Source organism: Gluconobacter sp. P5B12, from assembly GCF_018812035.1.
Classification (GTDB): Bacteria; Pseudomonadota; Alphaproteobacteria; order Acetobacterales; family Acetobacteraceae; genus Gluconobacter.
The window spans coordinates 17,244-36,906 of record NZ_JACRVV010000014.1; the positions used below are offsets into that span (position 1 = coordinate 17,244).

19 protein-coding genes, 1 tRNA gene, 1 rRNA gene and 1 pseudogene are annotated in these 19,663 nt (G+C 50.2%); 10 read left to right on the top strand and 12 right to left on the bottom strand.

Translation table 11 applies throughout. From position 1 onward, the window contains the following. The first annotated feature begins 13 nt into the window (after nucleotides 1-13). Nucleotides 14-1,660, top strand: coding sequence for a lactate permease LctP family transporter (locus tag KP702_RS15540; RefSeq protein ID WP_202208613.1), 1,647 nt, complete (start codon nucleotides 14-16; stop codon nucleotides 1,658-1,660). 151 nt (nucleotides 1,661-1,811) lie between these two features. Here KP702_RS15540 and KP702_RS15545 read toward each other — a convergent pair whose 3' ends face one another. Next, the gene (locus KP702_RS15545; protein WP_252348783.1) at nucleotides 1,812-3,557 is read right to left on the bottom strand and encodes an alpha-amylase family glycosyl hydrolase; all 1,746 of its coding nucleotides are present in this window, start codon (nucleotides 3,555-3,557) and stop codon (nucleotides 1,812-1,814) included. A gap of 82 nt (nucleotides 3,558-3,639) precedes the next feature. After that, nucleotides 3,640-4,545 carry an NAD-dependent epimerase/dehydratase family protein gene (locus KP702_RS15550; protein WP_202208614.1) on the bottom strand — a complete coding sequence of 302 codons (906 nt, stop codon included), beginning with the start codon at nucleotides 4,543-4,545 and terminating at the stop codon, nucleotides 3,640-3,642. Between the two features lie 108 nt (nucleotides 4,546-4,653). Between KP702_RS15550 and KP702_RS15555 the strand changes: the two genes are divergently transcribed. Next, the gene (locus tag KP702_RS15555; protein WP_215769340.1) at nucleotides 4,654-5,595 is read left to right on the top strand and encodes a LysR family transcriptional regulator; all 942 of its coding nucleotides are present in this window, start codon (nucleotides 4,654-4,656) and stop codon (nucleotides 5,593-5,595) included. A gap of 80 nt (nucleotides 5,596-5,675) precedes the next feature. Here the strand turns inward: KP702_RS15555 and KP702_RS15560 are convergent, their stop codons facing one another. Next, complete coding sequence (locus KP702_RS15560) at nucleotides 5,676-6,098, bottom strand: hypothetical protein (protein ID WP_202208616.1); 423 nt, start codon at nucleotides 6,096-6,098, stop codon at nucleotides 5,676-5,678. Nucleotides 6,099-6,406: 308 nt separating this feature from the next. Further along, nucleotides 6,407-7,255, bottom strand: a complete 849-nt coding sequence (locus KP702_RS15565; protein WP_215769341.1) for an NmrA/HSCARG family protein — start codon at nucleotides 7,253-7,255, stop codon at nucleotides 6,407-6,409. Nucleotides 7,256-7,353: 98 nt separating this feature from the next. On the opposite strand from KP702_RS15565, the gene KP702_RS15570 reads away from it, so the two are divergent. Further along, the gene (locus KP702_RS15570; RefSeq protein ID WP_215769342.1) at nucleotides 7,354-8,268 is read left to right on the top strand and encodes a LysR family transcriptional regulator; all 915 of its coding nucleotides are present in this window, start codon (nucleotides 7,354-7,356) and stop codon (nucleotides 8,266-8,268) included. 62 nt (nucleotides 8,269-8,330) lie between these two features. Here KP702_RS15570 and KP702_RS15575 read toward each other — a convergent pair. Continuing rightward, a pseudogene (locus tag KP702_RS15575) lies at nucleotides 8,331-9,442 on the bottom strand (IS3 family transposase). Nucleotides 9,443-10,047: 605 nt separating this feature from the next. Here KP702_RS15575 and KP702_RS15580 point away from each other — a divergent pair. The 3 genes from KP702_RS15580 to KP702_RS15590 are packed head-to-tail and all read left to right on the top strand — an operon-like array spanning nucleotide 10,048 to nucleotide 11,738. Then, complete coding sequence (locus tag KP702_RS15580; RefSeq protein ID WP_202208622.1) at nucleotides 10,048-10,989, top strand: hypothetical protein; 942 nt, start codon at nucleotides 10,048-10,050, stop codon at nucleotides 10,987-10,989. A gap of 23 nt (nucleotides 10,990-11,012) precedes the next feature. Next, nucleotides 11,013-11,300 carry a hypothetical protein gene (locus tag KP702_RS15585; protein WP_202208624.1) on the top strand — a complete coding sequence of 96 codons (288 nt, stop codon included), beginning with the start codon at nucleotides 11,013-11,015 and terminating at the stop codon, nucleotides 11,298-11,300. Nucleotides 11,301-11,324: 24 nt separating this feature from the next. Continuing rightward, a complete protein-coding gene (locus tag KP702_RS15590) occupies nucleotides 11,325-11,738 on the top strand; it encodes a hypothetical protein (protein ID WP_202208626.1) in 414 nt (137 codons plus the stop codon). A gap of 387 nt (nucleotides 11,739-12,125) precedes the next feature. Here KP702_RS15590 and KP702_RS15595 read toward each other — a convergent pair whose 3' ends face one another. Both KP702_RS15595 and KP702_RS15600 read right to left on the bottom strand, forming a co-directional pair. Beyond that, nucleotides 12,126-12,533, bottom strand: coding sequence for a VOC family protein (locus KP702_RS15595; RefSeq protein ID WP_202208628.1), 408 nt, complete (start codon nucleotides 12,531-12,533; stop codon nucleotides 12,126-12,128). Next, a complete protein-coding gene (locus KP702_RS15600) occupies nucleotides 12,530-13,156 on the bottom strand; it encodes a glutathione S-transferase family protein (protein ID WP_202208629.1) in 627 nt (208 codons plus the stop codon). The genes KP702_RS15595 and KP702_RS15600 overlap by 4 nt, the downstream gene beginning before the upstream one ends. Nucleotides 13,157-13,271: 115 nt before the next feature. Between KP702_RS15600 and KP702_RS15605 the strand changes: the two genes are divergently transcribed. Next, on the top strand, nucleotides 13,272-14,180 hold the full coding sequence (locus KP702_RS15605) for a LysR family transcriptional regulator (RefSeq protein ID WP_202208630.1): 909 nt from the start codon (nucleotides 13,272-13,274) through the stop codon (nucleotides 14,178-14,180). A gap of 248 nt (nucleotides 14,181-14,428) precedes the next feature. On the opposite strand, the gene KP702_RS15610 is transcribed toward KP702_RS15605, so the two are convergent. Beyond that, nucleotides 14,429-15,394 (bottom strand): alpha/beta fold hydrolase, encoded by a 966-nt coding sequence (locus tag KP702_RS15610; RefSeq protein ID WP_252348784.1) that lies wholly within the window; start codon nucleotides 15,392-15,394, stop codon nucleotides 14,429-14,431. 98 nt (nucleotides 15,395-15,492) lie between these two features. Here KP702_RS15610 and KP702_RS15615 point away from each other — a divergent pair, with 98 nt between their 5' ends. The 3 genes from KP702_RS15615 (at nucleotide 15,493) to KP702_RS15625 (ending at nucleotide 17,238) form a co-directional block, all read left to right on the top strand. After that, the gene (locus KP702_RS15615) at nucleotides 15,493-16,095 is read left to right on the top strand and encodes a TetR/AcrR family transcriptional regulator (RefSeq protein WP_202208631.1); all 603 of its coding nucleotides are present in this window, start codon (nucleotides 15,493-15,495) and stop codon (nucleotides 16,093-16,095) included. Nucleotides 16,096-16,533: 438 nt separating this feature from the next. Then, complete coding sequence (locus tag KP702_RS15620) at nucleotides 16,534-16,731, top strand: hypothetical protein (protein WP_215769343.1); 198 nt, start codon at nucleotides 16,534-16,536, stop codon at nucleotides 16,729-16,731. A gap of 240 nt (nucleotides 16,732-16,971) precedes the next feature. After that, nucleotides 16,972-17,238 carry a hypothetical protein gene (locus KP702_RS15625; protein WP_215769344.1) on the top strand — a complete coding sequence of 89 codons (267 nt, stop codon included), beginning with the start codon at nucleotides 16,972-16,974 and terminating at the stop codon, nucleotides 17,236-17,238. Nucleotides 17,239-17,268: 30 nt separating this feature from the next. On the opposite strand, the gene KP702_RS15630 is transcribed toward KP702_RS15625, so the two are convergent. The 4 genes from KP702_RS15630 to rrf form a co-directional block, all read right to left on the bottom strand. Next, a complete protein-coding gene (locus tag KP702_RS15630; RefSeq protein WP_202207590.1) occupies nucleotides 17,269-18,120 on the bottom strand; it encodes a hypothetical protein in 852 nt (283 codons plus the stop codon). Nucleotides 18,121-18,348: 228 nt separating this feature from the next. Beyond that, a complete protein-coding gene (locus KP702_RS15635) occupies nucleotides 18,349-18,663 on the bottom strand; it encodes a hypothetical protein (protein ID WP_215769345.1) in 315 nt (104 codons plus the stop codon). A gap of 758 nt (nucleotides 18,664-19,421) precedes the next feature. Then, nucleotides 19,422-19,498 (bottom strand) — tRNA-Met (locus tag KP702_RS15640). Nucleotides 19,499-19,548: 50 nt separating this feature from the next. Next, a 5S ribosomal RNA gene (gene rrf / locus KP702_RS15645) occupies nucleotides 19,549-19,663 on the bottom strand.

Genomic DNA, 19,663 nt, shown 5'->3' on the forward strand with positions numbered 1-19,663 from the left:
GGAGAATAAATCCATGTCCCCCTGGAAGCAGATATACGATCCAGCCGGAAATATTATAATTTCCAGTCTGGTTGCTTTGATACCGATTGCATTTTTCTTCGTAGCGTTGCTGGTGCTTCGCATGAAGGGCCATATCGCCTGCACCATCACGGTGGTTCTCACGGCCCTCATAGCCGTACTATTCTACGGAATGCCGATACCCTATCTGATCGCGACGGGATTATACGGCTTTCTCTATGGCTTATGGCCTATTGCGTGGATCATACTGGCTGCAGTCTTCCTTTATAAACTTTCGGTCAAAACCGGATACTTCGACATTATTCGCTATTCAATTGTCACAGTTTCCGACGATCAGCGCATTCAAATCCTCCTCGTTTCTTATGGCTTTGGTGCTTTTCTCGAAGGCGCTGCCGGTTTCGGCGCTCCGGTTGCGATCACGACAGCGCTCCTGGTCGGTCTTGGGGTGCCACCGCTTTATGCGGGTGGACTATGTCTACTCGCTAATGCTGCGCCTGGCGCGTTCGGGGCAATGGGCATTCCAGTCATCGTCGGAGGTCAGGTTATTGGTGCGGATCCATTGCTGATCTCTCGGCTTGCGATGCCCATGCTTGCTGCCCTCGCGTTTGCCATCCCTTTCCTTCTGGTGATGATAGTGGATGGGCTGCGCGGGCTAAGAGAGGTCTGGCCGATCACCCTCGTTGCAGCACTGACATTTACCATTACACAGACCTTGGTGGCTGTTTTTGTAGGACCTGAACTTCCCGACATTGCTGCGGCTTTGGCAACACTCCTGGTCATCCCTCTCTTTTTGAAGTTTTGGACGCCAGCGAACAGTTTTCGTTTTCCTCAAGAAAGCAAAAATACACCCGTCCCTGGTTCTGAAAAAAATTATAGCAAAAACGAGATTATCCGTGCCTGGATGCCATTCGTTATCTTGACTGCACTTGTCGCCCTCTGGAGCATTGCGCCTTTCAAAAACCTCTTCAAACCAGTTGGTCTGCTTGCGTCCTCTGTCATCACATTTCCCTTTCCTTATCTTCATGATCTGATCATCAAGATGCCGCCGGTCTCGATCGAGCCTTCACCGTTTCACTCGGTATTTAAGCTTGATCTGATTTCCTCAGTCGGCACGAGCATCATGCTGACTGCGATCCTCTCGACATTCGTGCTACGTGCACGCCCCCGGGATGCGGTAGTGATCTTTCTGCAGACACTGAACGAACTGAAAATCCCGATCTATTCTATTGGCATGGTCCTCGCCTTTGCTTATCTGGCGAATTATTCCGGTCTTTCCGCGACGCTTGCCCTCCTGTTCGCCGCAACAGGCCCAGCTTTTACGTTTCTTTCTCCAATCCTTGGATGGCTTGGCGTCTTTCTCACAGGATCTGACACATCCTCGAACGCCCTATTCGGAGGATTACAAGCCGCAACAGGTCAGCAGATCCACGTCAGTGGTCCACTTCTCGTTGCTGCCAATGCTGTTGGTGGCTCAGTTGGGAAGATGATCTCGCCCCAATCGATCGCCGTCGCCTGTGCAGCGGTAGGGATTGTTGGAAAAGAAGGGGAAATGCTCAAATTCACACTGAAATGGAGCATCTTACTCGTCTTGATGGTCAGTTGCCTGCTTTCAGCAAGAGTCTATTTTATTTCAGAAATCTAATTTAGTATTTTTTTGAAGATACAGTATAATTGATCGAGCCAAGGATCCTTGGCCCAATCAAGGCTGTTGCGGCGAGATAGATGACTGAGAAGAAGACGCTAGGGCATCTGTCCTAGCGGGTTGCGACCCGCCGCTAGTACCTCAGGATTTATTATACGATAGCAATAATACTCTCCCATGGTTGAATACGGATGGCGTTGCCTTGAATCTGTTTTCTATCCATATTGCTGGCAATGACGCGCTTTACTGTTTTTCTCTCAGGGAGGGAGAACGTTTTTTCGTCATTAGAGAAGTTCAGAACAATCAGGGCTCTGTTTGTGGAATCTTCCCGGATATAGGCGTAGATCGGTGAATCATCCGGCGAAATGTCTTGGTAGGTTCCATGGATAAGAACTGGAAACTGCTTTCTGATCCGGATCATGTTCTTATAAAAAGAAAGCACGGATCTAGGGTCAGAAGATTCTGTAGAACAGTTGATTGTGCGGAAATTCGGATTAACGAGCATCCAGGGTTTTACCGAAGAAAACCCAGCGTTAGTCCCTTCATTCCATTGCATGGGTGTGCGGGTATTGTCGCGCGTCGTTGCCGCCAGATTTACAAGCATTTCCCGAGGGGAAATGTGTCCCGACTCAACCTGCAAGCGCCATTCGTTATGCGCAAATACATCGTCGAACTGATCGATCGATCTGAACGGAAAATTGGTCATTCCAATCTCCTGTCCTTGGTAGATAAATGGTGTCCCGCGCAGGGAAAGCATCATCGTTGCCAGAAGTTTTGCCGAACGATCTCTGTATTGGGGAAGTTGCGAGCCATACCGTGACACCGAGCGTGAGTAGTCATGGTCTTCCAGCCAGACAACAGGCCACGTCCCGGGGTGATCGTCAAAACTGTTGTCACGATTGAATGCGCGCAAATCACTTAGATGAAAAGTGCCCTTACGCCACGCATCGATATTGTCTTTGATCTGAAAGTCAAAGCGAAATCCGGATGAAAGCTCCTTGTTTCGTGAGTCTGTAATACGAGCATATTCATCGCGGCTCACGCCCCAGTTTTCTCCCACCGAATACAGTTCTGTATTCTTGAAAACATGCTCGTACATGTCTTTCAGATAGAAACTGAGCCGATCTCCATGATCGGCAAACGTCTTTCGTGCAGGAATTTCTTCCGCCGTAAGATCGTACAGCTTCTCCGGTTTTGCGATGAAAGTAATCGCATCGAACCGGAAACCATCAACACCTTTGTCGGCCCAGAACTTCAGGATCGCGTAAAGTTCAGCACGAACTTCAGGATTTTCCCAGTTCAGATCCGGCTGCTGCGCTTCAAACGAGTGCAGATAATACTGGCCTGTCTTCTGATCCAGTGTCCAGGCCGAACCTCCAAACTGCGTCTGCCAATTCGTGGGCGGCCCACCATTTTTCCCATCGTGCCAGTGATAGAAGTTGCGGTAGCGATTATCTCTGGATGATCTGCTTTCTACAAACCAGGCATGCTGGTCGCTCGTATGGTTGAAAACCATATCGAGAATGACACGAATTCCCAGTTGCTTAGCGCGTGCCAGAAAGGCATCGAAATCCTTCATGGTGCCAAAGTCCGGCATGATCTTGCGATAGTCTCGCACGTCATACCCGTTATCGACATTGGGAGAGTCGAAGCAGGCCGCAACCCAGATTGCGTCAACGCCCAGTTCCGCGAGGTATTCCAGCCTGTCCTTCATCCCGATAAAATCCCCGATGCCGTCAGAATTTCCATCCTGAAATGAGCGGGGATAAATCTCGTAGAACACACTGCTCTTCCACCATGGCATACGGGGTTGAGCAGGCGTGGATGCAGATGCTGTCGCCCAGAATCCAACAGCCAATGGCAATAAGCTTCTGCGGCTCAAATCGATGCCGGTCATGGAAGGCTCCTAGGGGAGTGTGAAAAGAAAATGATCCGCTGCCGTCAGAGGGGCTTGGGCAGCGGATATCATCAGACTGTCTTCACCAGACTACGTCGGTTGTTTCGATCCACTTCTGGATGGAGGTGTGCTGAGGCGCCCATCCGAGCAGCAGCCGTGCATTCACGGCCCGCACCCGACTGTTGGAGCCAATGGCAAAGCGGGCCCAGTCACCCAGTTCAGCAATGGCGTCCTCTGCTGGCCAGCTTTGCGTCTTGCCCTCAAAGCCAAGCGCCTTGCTGATGGAGGTCGCGATCTCGACGAAAGATGCTTCACCATTCTCTGCGTAAAAGTAAGAGGCTGACGGTGCTTTTTCCAAAGCCAGTCGATAAAGTTCTGCAAGGTCACGGATATGAACGTTCGACCAGCGGTTCAGCCCCGTTCCAATATAAGCGCCGGCAGCGACTTTCCGCGACTGGGCGTAAAGTTTGGGAAGCTGATCACTCTTTGCCGGCAGTCCAAGAGATTCCCCGTAGATCATTGTTGGGCAGAAAACGATCGTCCTGATTCCGTCGCGCACCCCAGCAATCCGGACGATTTCATTGATTTCAACGCGATCCTTACGGATGTCCATCGGGACGAAAGGGGTATCATCCGCGAAGATATCCGGTCGCTCATAGGCTCCCCGCGCATCATCACCGACGACGCTCGATCCGGATGTGTGGATGAAGGCCTTGCCGCTGCCTTTCAGAGCTTCGAGAAAGGTCTGAACAGACGCAAGATGATCAGAGTTGGCCGCATGAATGACAGCGTCTGCCGCTTTGGCCTCTTCCGCTATAAGAGCAGCGTCATCCAGCGATCCCCGAACGGGCGAAATACCAATCTCCTGCAGAGCCTGTGCCTTGTCGGATTGACGCACGAGACCACGGACTTCATGGCCGAAGTCGGTCAGATAGCGGGCAACGGAACCGCCAATATAGCCGGTCGCACCCGTAAGAAAGATTTTCATGGTTCACTGTCTCCAGAAAGTTTGGATAGCTTCGTGAAACTTGCTCCCTGCAAGACGAATGAACTAGAGAACATGAATTCACAGTCGCTATGAATTCAGGGCACAGATATGTTGAGGGATGTTAACCGGTCGGGCGAAATGGAAGTGTTCGTGGCCGTTGTGGAGGCCGGATCATTTTCCGAAGCCTCGCGTCGGCTCGACATGTCACCGTCCGCCGTTAGCAAGCTGACGTCACGTCTGGAAGCGCGGCTGGGAACGCGGCTTCTCAACCGATCGACCAGGTCCATTGAGTTGACGGCAGAAGGGGAGCGCTTCTATCGCGAGAGTCAGTGTATTCTGGAGCAGATGACGGCGCTGGAAGATGGTCTTTTGCATGAAATGCCCCGGCCGACGGGAGACGTTCGGGTCAACATGAACCTGCCTTTCGGTCTTCAGTGCGTGCTTGATCTTTTGCCCGGATTCCTGGCCTGCTATCCGGGAATCCGGCTCGCTGTAGATCTCACGGATCAGGTTGTGGATCTTGTCGAGCATCATGCCGACGTCGCCATTCGCATCGGTCCGATGCGGGATTCAGGGCTTCTGCAGCGCAAGCTCATGGAAACGCATTTCGTTACCGTGGCGGCTCCGTCATATCTGGAAAGCCATGGCATTCCTGAAACGGTCAATGAACTGGAAAAGCATAACTGTCTGACGTTCGCATTCCGACGACAAACGCCGGAATGGAAGTTCCGCGATGAAACCGGACAGCCACGAACCTTCGCCCCAAAAGGCAATCTCCTTTTGGGAGACGGAGAAAGCATGCGCCGTCTGACGCTTGCAGGCACCGGAATCGCACAGCTTTCACTGTTCCAGGTTCAGGAAGACCTCGCGGCGGGAAAACTTGTCCCTGTTCTCGAAAGATTTGCCGCGCAGGAGCCACAGACTGTGCACGCCGTCTTTATGGGGCCAAATCGTTATATGCCACAAAGAGTCCGTGTCTTTATCGACTATCTGGCCGCAAATCTCCGATCCGGACATCACATTGTCAGAGACATGAATATTGCACGGTGACGTCCGCTAGGCATCGGCATGGTTGTCTGGCTTGGCGGAACGCCGATCGTCAGGGAAGTTTGGTAATCCGCCGCCTCTGTTCAGAAGGCTGGATAAGGAAGATGCCTTTTATCTCCTGATTGGGCTAAACTCGCATTCACGTTATCAACAATGCCGTTGCCAACCTTTCGGATGACTTCGGACAAGGGCTGATCGGGATGACTGCGGCATTCAAGCTCCATCCTGATAAAGAAGCTCTGGGTAATCTGCGCCATGAGCATTTCCATATGATCCATACGAAGCGAGGCAAACTCCGTCATATACGGCTTCATTATATTCATTGCCGAAATGACTCTGCTTCGCGCTTCCGGCATATTGGGAGATGCTGCGTCCTTGGTCGCGTAGTTCAGATAAGTCAAACATGGGGTGGATGGTACAAAGATTGTCGTGTCTGATGCTGCAGCTGCTGTGCCCCCAAGTGCAAGCTGTAATACCGCTAAAAACAAACCTCTCAAAATACGCATTCGATATACTCACCAAAAAAACATAAGAGCCTGATCGGCCGCACTATTCTGCGCCGATAATGATCGCTTCTATCTCTCACATGATTTCATCATGCGGTTCCTTAGAGAAGTAGCATAGTACTCCATTACAGTCTAAAGTGCCTAGCCGAGCCGCATCCGCTTCTCGAAAGACTGAGAGGTCTTCTTTTTCGGGGGGAAACACAGTCGGGTAATAGTAAGAATTTTATCGAATTGGTCACAATAACAAAATCGTCTTTTGTCATTATCTTTGATCCGGACAAAAGTAAGCAGTTCTGATAAAACTTCTATTACGCTCTACAGTCTGCCCAGTCGCGCAAGGTCAGAAGACCTGGATGCTCACGACGGAGACCGGCAATATCAGCATGAAACCCTTCGCGTGCGATCCATTCGAACATGAGGCGGAAATCCTCCGGTAACCGCGTGCAAAGCAGTGCTGGCATCTTGAAGGACAGTGTAGGGCGCAGACCTGAGCGACGGAGTACGGACGAGGCAGATTGCAAGGTGACAGTGTCGCCCGCCAGTTCAATACTTCGTCCAGAAAATTGCTCGGGCCTCTCGAATGCTTCAGCAGCGAACCATCCGACATCCTGGATCGAAACAAGTTGCATTGACTGTTTTGGAGCCAGATAGGTTTTTATCATCGAAAGCATTGTCGTACGGAACACAAAGGTGGAAAAATTTTCCATGAAAGCCGCTGGCCGAAGAATGGTCGCATTGAGACCGAGTGACGCGATATGCTGCTCAATGGCCCACTTACTTTCAAAATGAGGCACCCTACTCTGGCGTTCTGCTCCGCCGGCAGAACACTGCACGAAATGACGGACACCGCTTTCCGCAGCCAACGTCGCCAGTAATTTGCCCTGACGCTCCTCTCCCGACGACCCGATTTTCATGGGAGATTGGACGGACAGCACCCCATGGACACCTCGAAGTGCTGCCCGAAGGGACTGCTCGTTATCCAGGTTGCCCTGTCTCAGTTCGACCCCGAGCTTTGCCAAAGCAGTAGCTTTTGGAGCCTGCGGGTCACGAACCAGTGCTCGGATTTGCCATGGTCCTGCGCGACGCAACATTTCGTGGATGGTAGCGCCGCCCTGTTGCCCGGTCGCACCTGTGATCAGGATAATTGGCTTTGACATGGTTGTCCCCTCGTTGAAGGACGACACTATGCTGTTCCGCTTGTGAAGAGAAGATATCTTATCGTAGACGTTGCGTCCCATTTATGGAACGTTCACCAATGAACTCTGATGATCTTCGTTGCTTCATACATATTGCAGATGCCTTGAGCCTGAGTGCAGCCGCTCGAGCAACAGGCACCCCAAAATCCTCCCTTAGTCGAGCGCTACTTCGTCTTGAAGAGATCATTGGAGCGAAGTTGTTTGAACGCAGCCCGCAGGCTCTCCGGCTGACGGAGGCAGGACGGATGCTTCTGCCCTATGCGCGTCGGGTTATGGATGATTTAGATGAAGCAAAAGCTGCTCTTGATGGTGTGACAGGACAGCCGCGAGGTATCTTGCGGATCAATGCTGCAATGACCTTTGCGCTTGGCCTCGTTGCTCCGATGCTTCCTAATTTTCTCAAACGTTTTCCCGAACTGTACGTGCACTTCGATACGGAAAACCGCGTTGTAGATTTTGCTCGGGAGAATGTGGATATAGCCATCCGTATCGGCGCCCTGCCCAGCTCAGACCTGATCGCGCGCAAACTGGGTCACATCGCGTTATGGCCATGTGCCAGTCCCGCATATCTTGCTCAACGAGGCCCCTTGGATACACCAGCACATCTGACCAATCACGTCCTTCTCGGATGGACTGATCGACCCACGATATGGCGGTTCCAGGACGTGCAGAAACACGAGCATCGTATTCCTGTTCCCGTTGGCTCCGTTGTGCCTGAGCCCGCCGTATTGCAGGTCTTGCTGGAGCACGGTGCTGGAATTGGACGCTTGCCTGATTTTCTCGCTCGACCAGCCATTGAGCGTGGAACCTTGGTCAGGATCCTTCCAACATTCACAACAGAAACCGTGGAAGCGCATGCTGTCTACGCCGCGCACCGAAGCCTTTCCTCAAAAATCCGCGTTTTCATAGACGCGCTACGGATGCACCTCTTGCAGCAAACTGAGGCGCAAACAGGTGAAGATAAGCCACGGTAGCGAGGCGCGCACTTCTTGATTAAACGTGTCGGGATTTTAAGTTCCGGCCCCTGGTTTATCTGTTAAGCGACGTTTCGCTCATAATCCAAAAGGCTTTTCCACTGGAGTGCGGAATGCCGCCTCTGCGGATTGTAGAAATCGTTGATGGTGCGCGTGATATCCTGCTCGACTTCCTGACGTGTGCTCCAGGCCTGTCGTCACAGAAGTTCCGCTTTCAGGGTTTTGAAGAAGCTCTTAGTTACAGCATTATTTCAGCAGCTTCCCTTTCTGCTCATGGACACGAGAAAGCCATGAGCAGAAAGGGACTGACGGTACGCCTCTGAACAATACTGACTGCCACGATCCGCATGATGGACGCACCCTGGTAGTGGCTGACGCAAGGCAAGAGCGCGTTGTAACGCTGCGGTGGCAAGATCTGCGGTCATAAGGACCTCAAGGTTCTAGCCGATGCCTCTTCGTGAGAAGAGGTCCAGCATCACCCTCAGGTAAACCCAGCCTTCACGTGTCCAGATCTCTGTGATGTCCGCTGTCCATTTCTGGTTATGGTGTTGTGGAGAAGTCCTGTCCCAGAAGGCTGGGTTCAATACTGTGCCTACGCGAACTTGTCGTGGTCACTTTGAAGCGCCGCATTCGGGCAACCCGGATGTCAGTCTCCCGCATCGGCCGTCCCAGACGATGATGTCCAGCAGAAAAGCCACAAGTTCTGAGGCCCTCTGACATGCGGGGACGTCCGTAACTTCGCCTGCTCTGCTCGTGAACGGTGCGGATATGGACCATCAGAGCATCATCCCCTGTTCTGCGGGCACGAACCGGGCGACATCACGCTCTTAAACCTCGGTCGCTGACACCAAATAGCCGACAGACCCGTTCGCGTGAAAGCGGACCGTGATACCGCGCAATGAACGCAAACCTCACGATCTTTGGTTCCAAAAGAACTGTGTCGCCTCTTTTAGCAGAAGGTTCTCACGACGTAATCTCTCATTCTTACGCAATAACGCCGTATGATCCGTTGTGTAAGCAACGACAGTGTCGTGCTTCTGGGCATACGGATCCATGTCTTCAAGGTCGAAGAACCGATCCTCAGGTCCTCGGCAATGCGCTCTCACGAAAGATCACTGCTCAGAGCAAGACGGGCTGCCTTGCTTCTGAACTCAGCTATGTAAACTCGTCCCATTCCAACTCTTCTTCACGACCTTCTTCGGTCTTAAAGGTCCGGAACTAAACCGCGACACGTCCATCTATTCGGTGGACCTGGACCCGGTCCCATCGGAGACACAGCGTTGGCTCCCCGGGATAGGTTCAACGTCAAGGCCATCGGGATCGGAGGCTCTGGACGTCACGCCCGTTGAGTTTTGATGAACCCTTGAGGCGTTTTGCGTAACCTTAAAAAGATAAAAGGGTAAGCCTTAGCCTTTTTTTGAAAATCGCCCCCTCTTCACCCCCTATGTCCGTTAATTTACATTATCGGACATAGGGGGTGGGGCACAAAAAAGACCCAAAAAGGTCTTTTCGAGGCGTGTTCCACAGACGCTCATGCAAGGACAACGTCTGCTGCCGGAAAGACTGCCTGATCGTCTCTGGCCCTCTTTGCGAGAGACATTCCAACTCACGCAGGTCTGTAACTATTCTGAGGCTCGCGGCTGACTTGGGGGGGGAAGCAGATGGTCGGCTATGAAAATGATTGGCGGTTAGATGCTCTTTAATTGGGTTGATACAATTAGGGACTTCTCTTATTATATTACAACAAATTTATGAATAGCTGCAATGCAGGAATTTTTTATGGTCGGATTTTCTTTTCCAGAAACAAATATAGCTACCTCCGAAATTACAAGATTATTTGATTTTGTTTGGCCAACAGCCATCGCTCTTTGGAATCTGCGTTGGCAAGTAGATGGTTTTTTAAATGCAGTTCCTAACGCTACATATGAAGATGTCGCATCCAGATTCGTTGTGGGCAGCGATATTCATGGAGCAGATATTCGAGCCATGCATACGAATACAACTTGGATAGACCAGAAGGCGCGTTTTTCAGAATTTATTTTGACTAACGCTTTTGCAATTTATGAGAGTTGGGCAAGAAGCATGATTGCTTCTTCAAATATCTCCACTATGAGTGATCGAAATTTATATCAGGAGGGGGACGGAGTTTCATCGGGTCTTTCAGTTTTTATTTCTCAAGTTAACGCCTCACCATCGTCTGTTATGACCGCTTCCTTCAAGCCCCAATTTTTGAAGCATAAGAAAGTATTCATTCCTCAACAAGGGAACATGCTTAAGTGTTACAAGTATTTTAAGGAACTTAGGAATTGCCACATTCATAATGGAGGGAAAGCCGATCAAAGACTTCTAGATTCATATAATAATTTCCATCTGGTATCATCCCCATCGGCAATGCACACAAAAGAAAGAATTGAATATTATCCCGTAACTCTTGGTGAAAAAACGGAATTAAGCTTACGAGGTGTCGTTGGTTTTTGTGATATAATTTTACGTCTAATGATTACTATAGATGCACAAATTTCGGGATCGAAAGCTGCTGAAGTATCCATTTTGTCTCAAGTAAAGAAATGTAATTCCCCCGTCAGATTAACGCTTAATTCAGACAAGAATAGGGCCATTGGTCAAATCAACAAACTCTGTAGAAATGCGAACCTACCAAAACCACTTATGACAGAAATGGTATCTAAACTTTTTATTGATAACGGATTAGTTAGTCGATAATTATAATTTTGGGAAGATTTAGGATGAAATTATCTAAACGTGACTTAGAAAAAGAAATATTCCGCCGCGCTTCTCCATTGCTGGAACTCTTATATGGAAAATTTGAATGTGATGAAAGCCAAACGGATAAACCCGATTTTGCTATTGATATTCTAAAGCCCAAAAAAAGTTTAGGTCGTCTCAAAAAGCTGCGCATCGGAATTGAAATCACTACAGTAGATGATGAAGAATTTTCAGCGTATACAAATGATAAGAAATTTGGTGCAGAAGCGATTGAAAAACATCAAACTGCAATATTATCCGGAGAATAAGAAGATATATGGCCAGAAAAAGATATGGCTGTGACAATATCTTCGAATTATATTTATGATGGGATCTTCAAGAAACTTGAAAACCATAAAAAATATGGACAACTTGGAGATTATGATGAATTGATTATTGTATGTTTTAGTGAAATGGTTTCTTTAAATGAAACACTATTCACTGACCATTTAAATGAATATAAAAATTACTTGTTGAGTTCGGCAAATTTTCCATTTGATAAGGTAATTTTTGTATCTCTCCGTGGTGGAGACCCGGTTAGAATCTACGATAAAAAGAAAAAATTATTATCAACGTCTATCATTCCAAGTAGTGAGTTAGTAAAGAGACATTCACCACAGATTATGCTTCCGATTGGGAAAACGGTTAACTTGCGGGATTCCTTTAAAAAATCTCCTGTTGTTCCCCCAAGAGCCAAAAGAACATGATGCTATTTGACATAGTCGAAACGGGGGAATCGTATATATTCAAGTGAACGATGGATCTATACATATAGTTTTTGCCGCCAGGGTCGCTCTTGGCGAGATAGAAGCTTAATGACGTCTATTATAGCGCGGCGCGGAGATAGAAATGTAGGTTTTCTCCATAACACGGTTTCTTAAACTGCTTCGATATGCAGACGTGCGGAATGCGCTTGAACCGACGGTGGCATTATCAATTGTCGCAAACTGTCCGCTAACGGGGACACAAGTCGTCGTTCTCTATGTCAGGGATGAGGCGTAAGCAGCAGGTCTGCTTACGCCTTCTTTATCGACGTTATCGGGGCCGTGTCAGCTTCCGCAAAGCGCGCGCGCGTCATGGCCTACAAAGATTGTTCACTTGAGGATTTCGTTGAACTCGAGGACGTTCTTGTCCGGATCGCGAATGAAACAGACAATGCGTCTGTCATGCCCCATCCGGACTGGCCCCTCCGTAATGACGATCTCTTCCTGGTCCAGCCAGCGCACCAGATCTGCCATGCTCTCTACAATGAACGCCGCGTGCGTATAGCCCGGGCGTTTGACAGGAACGTCCATCAGAACGTTTCCAGCCGGGTCTGGCACGCCATTGAAAATGAGATGGATACGAAGTCCGGATGGGTGGTGTAGGCCACAGGCTTTCACGGCCGGAGCGAACTCTTCCGGATCGCGGATGAAGCCGAATTTGGCATAGAACCGTTCAGAAACGTCGAGATCTGTCACGCGAATGCCGACATGATCGAGCTTCAGGTGCGCAAAGTTCATTGCCCGCATCCCGTTTCCAGGCCAGCCACGGTTTTCTGGAGTGGGACAAAGCCCTTCAGGTTCTCCACACGGTGCAACCAGACAGCAATCGCGTCATATCCCGATAGATCAACATTTCCCTCAGGTGCTCTTGCGATATAGCTGTAGAGAGCGACGTCCGCGATCGTGGGCTGCTGGGTTTCTGCGATCCAGGTTCTGTCCTTCAGGGCCTGCTCGATCACTTTGAGTGCGTCATGAGCGCGCTGGATGACCTCTGTCGTATCAAAAGATGCGCCAAAAACTGTTACTAGCCGTGCAGCGCAACATCCATACGCAATCTTTCCCGCTGCTACAGATAGCCAGCGTTGCACTTCGGCCTCCGTTACTGCGTTCTCGGGCAGCCAATGAGACGGACCGACTTTCCGTGCCGCATAGACAAGGATGGCATTGGAATCCGGAATAATGATGCCGCCATCTTCCAGGATGGGAATTTCCCCGAATGCATTCAGCTTCAGGAATTCCGCGGTCTTCTGCTCACCTGCGGCAAGGTCAACAGGCTTCAACTCATGAGGCAGGCCGGCAAGAGAGAGAAAGAGATGCGCTCGATGCGCATGTCCCGAAAGAGGATGATAGTAGAGTTTCATGGGAACTCCCGAAAGAACGACTGAACAGGAGCATTGTCTTTCCACGGGATGAGGTGTGCGATAATCCCTTAAAAATGCACTTCAATATTGCGGTTTACGCTCATAATCAACTGAGTTGCAGGAGAGACCTCTGATCGACCTTCAGACATTACGGATCTTCATGGCTGTAGCCGATCAGGTCAGCTTTGTCGGAGCTTCCCGGAAACTAGGTCTTTCCGCCACCACAGTGACCCGGACGATCAGAAGCCTGGAAACTACCCTCGGGCTCTCCCTGTTCAACCGTACAACGCGATCTGTTCATCTGACGACCGAAGGTGCGGAGTTTCTGGTCCGGTGTCGTGCGGCGATTTCCGACCTGGATGATGCGGTCGCTGTTGCACGAGGCGCGGGGACGGAGCCTCAGGGGATATTATCGATTACCGCTCCGGTTGTTTTCGGGCGACTACATGTTCTTCCCGTTGTCACGGACCTTTTGAAAGCCTGGCCACAATTGACCATACGGCTCTTCCTGACAGACCGTGTTGTTCATCTTGTGGAGGAAGGGATCGATCTCGCCATCCGGATTGCCCCGCCGCAGGACAGTGCCTTGAAAATGCAAAAAATCGGCGAGGTCCGGAAAGTCTTTGTCGGCAGCCCGGCTTATCTGGCACAGCACGGAGAGCCACAGAGCCTTGAGGATCTCGCGGCGCACAGTCTCATCGATATCGATGAATATGCGACTGGACATTCGGAATGGCGACTGGGTGGAAAGAATGAACCTTCAGTAAGAGTTTCACCCCGCCTCTACGTCAATAGTGTCGACGCGGCCCTTGCGGCTGCCAGAGACGGCCTCGGTATTACCCGAGCGTTGTCGTACCAAACCCACGATTTTATCGAAAAAGGACAGCTTTGCAGGGTTCTGGCAGATATTCCTACGTCTGCCTTACCTGTCTTCATGCTGTTTCCTGCCAGAGAACGCCAGTCCGTTAACGTTAGGATGTTTCTCACCGCCATGAAAAAACGCTTCATGACAGATAATTTCTAAAAAGCACGCCAATCACAAATCGCTTTCGAATAGGGCGCAATAAAACGTAGGACACTGTTAATGATCGGATGCACACGGCATATAGGTCACATCCCGTAACGGACCGATCATCTTCTCTGCTAAACTGCCTGGTGTTCAGTAAACAGCAGCAGACAGGTTGCTTGCGCCTAAATGTCGGACATTCTTACGCAAGTTAAATGATGCCTAAAGCGGACAACCCCTTGGTTATGCCCTGAGCGAAGAAAATTTTATTGAATAAATGGTATGACTTGGCGCCCGATTTCTTCAGGACACTCATCTGGAGCAAAATGTCCGCAATCCTTTAAAAGGCCAGAACTTAGTTTGGTTGTAACGGGCGTCATCATTTCCCGTGGAAAATCTGCGACACCATGATCTCCTCCGAGAGCCAAAACAGGCATAGGAAGCCGAGACTGCGCGCGTAATTTGTTGTCAGCAATCGTCTTTGGGAAGGCTCGGTAATATGCCATCTGGGGGCGGATTGCGTCTGTCGATCGATAGACACGGGCGTAAGCATCCAGCGCAATCCGCTCCGGATGAGCAGCCCAGTGACGGAACAGGTAAGCCATGAAGGGCTTCTCGCGACCCTTCAAAAGCATCTCGGGGAGTTCCGGCTGCTGGTTAAACATGAACTGCCAGAAAAATGCGCTTTGAGATTGCGACATAAAAACTTCTGGCTCGTGTTTCAAAAGGCCAGGGATGATGGCTTCAACCAGTATCAGGCGTGATACGCTATCAGGATGGTCAGCAGCCATGGCATAGCCGATCCACATGCCGATATCATGCCCCATGACGGCGTAGTGCGAATAACCGATCTTTTTCATCATGTGATCCAGTCGGGTCCCGACTGTACCTGTGTCATATCCGTCCAGTGGACGGTCAGAGCTTCCCATTCCGGGGGGATCTACTGCGATGACGTGATGGCCTGCCTGAGCCAACAATGGCATGACTTTTCTCCAAGCGTACCATGTCTGGAGCCAGCCTGGAATCAGCAGCACTGGGGGGCCCGACCCACCTTCAACATAGTGCAGATGGACGCCATCAACCGTCTGGTCCTCTGAGTGGAAGTTGGGCGGCAGTTGCTGTCCAGCATGGGCTTTTTGGGTTGAAAGCAGACCCAAAAGCAAGGCTGCGACGAACCCCAGATAAAAGTCCATGGTCAATGTTCTACGCCTCTGATTCAGTCCTACAGACATTTGTCTCTCCTGTTCTTTGTCGGTCGACAAAGAAATCCATACCTTGCTCTGATCGGTCAAGTGAATTATTGGTTGGTCATTAAAGAATGAGGCAGACCATGGCAGGCAGACCGCGTGAATTCGACCGGTATGAGGCGCTTCGCAAAGCCCGTGATCTCTTCTGGTCACAAGGCTTTGAAAGCACGTCCATGGCCGATCTTGTCTCGGCATTGGGGCTCGCGTCAGCCCGGCTCTATGCGGCTTTCGGCTCTAAAGAACAGCTTTTCCGGGAGGCGGTAGAGGATTACGAAGCGCATGAAGGCGGCTTTGTAGAGCGCATTCTCGCAGAAGAGGCGTCAGCGGTTCGCGCGATAGAACGAATATTTCGTGAAGCCATCGCCCTCTATACACGTCCGGAAGGGCCGAAAGGTTGCATGGTCGTCGTAGCCGCCACGAATTGCTCTGCAGCGAATGAAAAAATCAGTTCATGGCTGGCAGATCAGCGTCTACATCAGACACTGACACTAATCGAGCGTATGGCGAAAGCTAAAACAGCCGGAGAATTCAGGCCGGATTGCAATACGGAAGCCCTCGGAGATGCAGTTGCGACTTTTATACATGGCCTTTCCATTCAAGCGCGAGATAATGTCCCTGTTGAGCGCCTGAATCAGTCGGCGGCGCTCATGATGATTTTGGTCGAGCAGCAGACACTCTCTGGTTAATTCCGCATACAGACGTGACGGTATGAGGACTTTGAATTTGAGACGACAAAGTAGGAAAACCGACGGCAGTCGCCTCAAGTGAGACATCGAAGTGGGGATGTTGGCTGCCCGAAAGCAGACGTTTTTAGGTGAACCGCGATAGACCGCATTTGGAACTTTGGTGGGGGGCAGTGCTGCGGCTTGGCGCGTCCGGTTACTCTGAAACCGACCATTCGCGGAGCCGCATAATCCGCCCCTCTTTTGTCCGGCCTTCTGGACAAACCGGAACGCCTCTTATATGCGGACAAATTTAGCTAGCTGTTGTACAAATTATGGTGCCGCAAGCTCGGTATGTGCACCTGCTCACGAGCTTTCCGAAGTCACGCTACTTGCCGTTAAGTCACTCATCTGACGCTCCTTCTTCTCGCTATTGTCGCCACCTTACGTTGGATACAAGCAATGCATCCTCACAAGACTGACAATATTGACAAGATCCGTGTGGCCTATCCGTATCGAAGCCTCCCCTGGCATGGATGTGAGAGGCTTTTCCTCCAGCAGCACTGGTTTTCTCTGCACACCTTCGGCCACAAGGGAGCATGCGCCTTGCTGTGTCGTGACTGGCGTTACTATTTTGGGTGTTACGATCGCTCGGCTTGAAATTGGCGCGGTTGACGATGATTGGCAGTCGATAGAACACGAATTCACCGAGCCAATTAAGCTCAATGAGATTGACAGCTTTTTGACCCGCTTTGCCGATTCCTCCTTAGTCGATATCGCAAAGAACCAAACAGCCCCACTGCACGGGATATTGACTGTCACTGTCCGATTGACAGAACTGGAGGTCATAGATCTCAGTGCCCCTTCGGCCGGATCATTATGACTACTGGTTTGAACATTATGAGCAAGACGGCAATCGCCGTTGATCCCGGGCATTTGCAAGCCTACCAAGGCAGCGCCTTGCCCCAGATTTTTGCCGAAGGCATGCGCAATCCCGATCATAAGATGAAATATATCTCGTGGTTCGTGGTGCTGGAGGAGTTGGAAAAGCGCTTCATCTTTCCGGCGTTGTTTTCCGCCGATGAGATTTCCCAAATCACCGCTGCAGTCACGCTGGCACCCGCCCAAACGACGCGTCTTAGCAATATGATGAAAGGACCTAGGTGATAGAAAGATCAATAAGATTATAAATGAATATTAAAATTCCGCATCTATGATGGATTTTTCCAGATGGGGCATCACATGCGACAAATAGGAATATTTTTCGCAATATTTCTTTTCTGCCATGTAGGGTCTATCGAGCATTTCAAGTACCGCCTTTCCTAAAATTTCATCACTTTCATTTATGGAAACAAACATATCGCTTCCACCATATTGAACTGAAGGATGTAATTCATAACAATCAAATAATTGGTTTATAGATATTTGCGATCGTGTGGAAAGAAGCTTGGTAGGTTCGAGTTTAAATTTTGTCGAAAGCTCCTCCTTTATGGGTGCACCACTTTCGTTGGATCTGATAGCAATTTCACGAAGATAAACCTCCGAAAATTTCCCATCGATCCTTTGTGATCTGTGATCGCTCGTCTTAGAGAGAGCAAGCCGAATATATGCCCCCAGATCAGCGGCTGACATAGGTAGAGACTGATACAGCAGGGGTGTATCGGGATCGGTTGTCGATGTTCCCGCAGCCCACTGGTAACTGTAGAAACATTTCTTTGATCTAACGAGAGTAATGTGTCTCGCTTGAGGAATATTTTGCCATGCTTCAAACGGATTAAGAATTGCAGTGTTTTTGGGTCTGGAAACTAGCTCGTATTTATTTAGATTTACGGGCCAACCGTATTCGTACCATTTTCCATTTTTCCGCTTATAAGCGATCCATGCACTCACTCGATTGCCAATACCAAGGGAATAGTATCCTAATACCAAAGCAGGACGCCGCTGCAAGAAATATGGACCCGCAGCACTCTTGGCTATGGTGGTAACTGCTGCATCGACAGCGGATTGTTTGGCTCTGATTAAATCACCGATAAAAAAATCATCGCTCAATTAATTTCTCCAGATTTCTTTCAAGGATCACCCAAAAGCCTTTCAACGTGACATATATCACCACAAATATTATGCGATTACCAGTCATGGGTAATGTAGATGCTCGATCCTAGATCACGTTGGCAAAAGGACTGTATGGTCTGCCTGAGATCTGATTCACTTTGTGCCCGGGGATGCCTGGGGATAACGGGCAGAGGGAACAGACATGGCACGAGGCGATCTGACGGATCAGAAATGGGTGATAATTGGTCTGCTTTTGATCGCTCGAATAGAAAAGCCGACAGACTGCTTCCCCCCCTTAAGGCCCCTTCCCCGCTGAATATTTTCACGAGAAAGGGCGATATCTTCATCAAGCGTTTTTTTTCCAGAACCTCGTTGCTGCATTTCTCCGCGAGGTCCATCCAGCCTGGCGCATGGCTTGAGCAAGTGCCCGTTGATGGATCGTAGATAGTGGCCATTGATAATGAAGTAGCTCTTCGACCACCATTGTGAAGTGATATGGTCCGTCTGAGAGGCAGCCCAGATTTCGAGCACTTCGGGCATCCGGGCGTCCAGCCGCTCCTCGAATGACGGAAGCTGCAGAGAAGGAGGAAGTGCTTGCTCCTGCTCTTCCCGTGGAGGGTCAATTCTGCTTCCGGGTCAGCAACGCCCCGGCCTCGATTTCTTCCCACGCTTTGCGTAGCCCGATGGGCTCCCAATGTGAGCGGGAGTAATGCTCCGCTAGGTTCTCCTGAGTGATCGCCATCCACCGACCTTGCATCACGTTGAAAATTTCAATTCGTTCGGGAAAGCATTTCCATCTACGGCTTTCCCTTGGCCATTCCCTGTGCTTTGCTTCACTATGAACCGGAGCGTTGCTGTGGAGCATAAGACTGCCTGCTGGCCTTAGCCCGAACATTCTTCCAGACATGGCCCGGATCACCAAAGTCTCGAACGGACAGCGGACAAAATTCCAGGATATTTCCTGTAGTGGCCAGACGCCACCGCCAGGTAATGATGCTCCATACCAAAAGACGGTCAGGTCAGTCTCTAGGTCATATCTAGTATTGCGTGCAGCTTGCCTGGTTTGGCCCCGACAATATTCTCACTGCGTTATCACGCATGATGATATTCTTCATTGGTTTCTACGTTTCGTTCTGAACGGATGTGAAAACTGTCTGAAGCGGCCCTGTTGGCCATGGCATAGCGTGAACGCGCGTAATCCCCCGGCCTTCTTTCGAAGGTCGGGACGCATGTAAGTATCTGATGAGCCAGTGTTTCATGGCGATCAGACGTCGATTGTGAGAGAATTATGATGGAAGTGGTTGCGGGGGCAGGATTTGAACCTGCGGCCTTCAGGTTATGAGCCTGACGAGCTACCGGGCTGCTCCACCCCGCGGTGGTGTATGTGATGTTGGTGTGTGGGAGTTTTTGTGAGTGGGCTAGGGGACCTGGCGGCGACCGACTTTTCCGCACCTTGAGGTGCAGTATCATAGGCGCTGAGGGATTTCACGGCCGAGTTCGGGAAGGGATCGGGTGTAGGGCCCTCGCAATGGCCACCAGG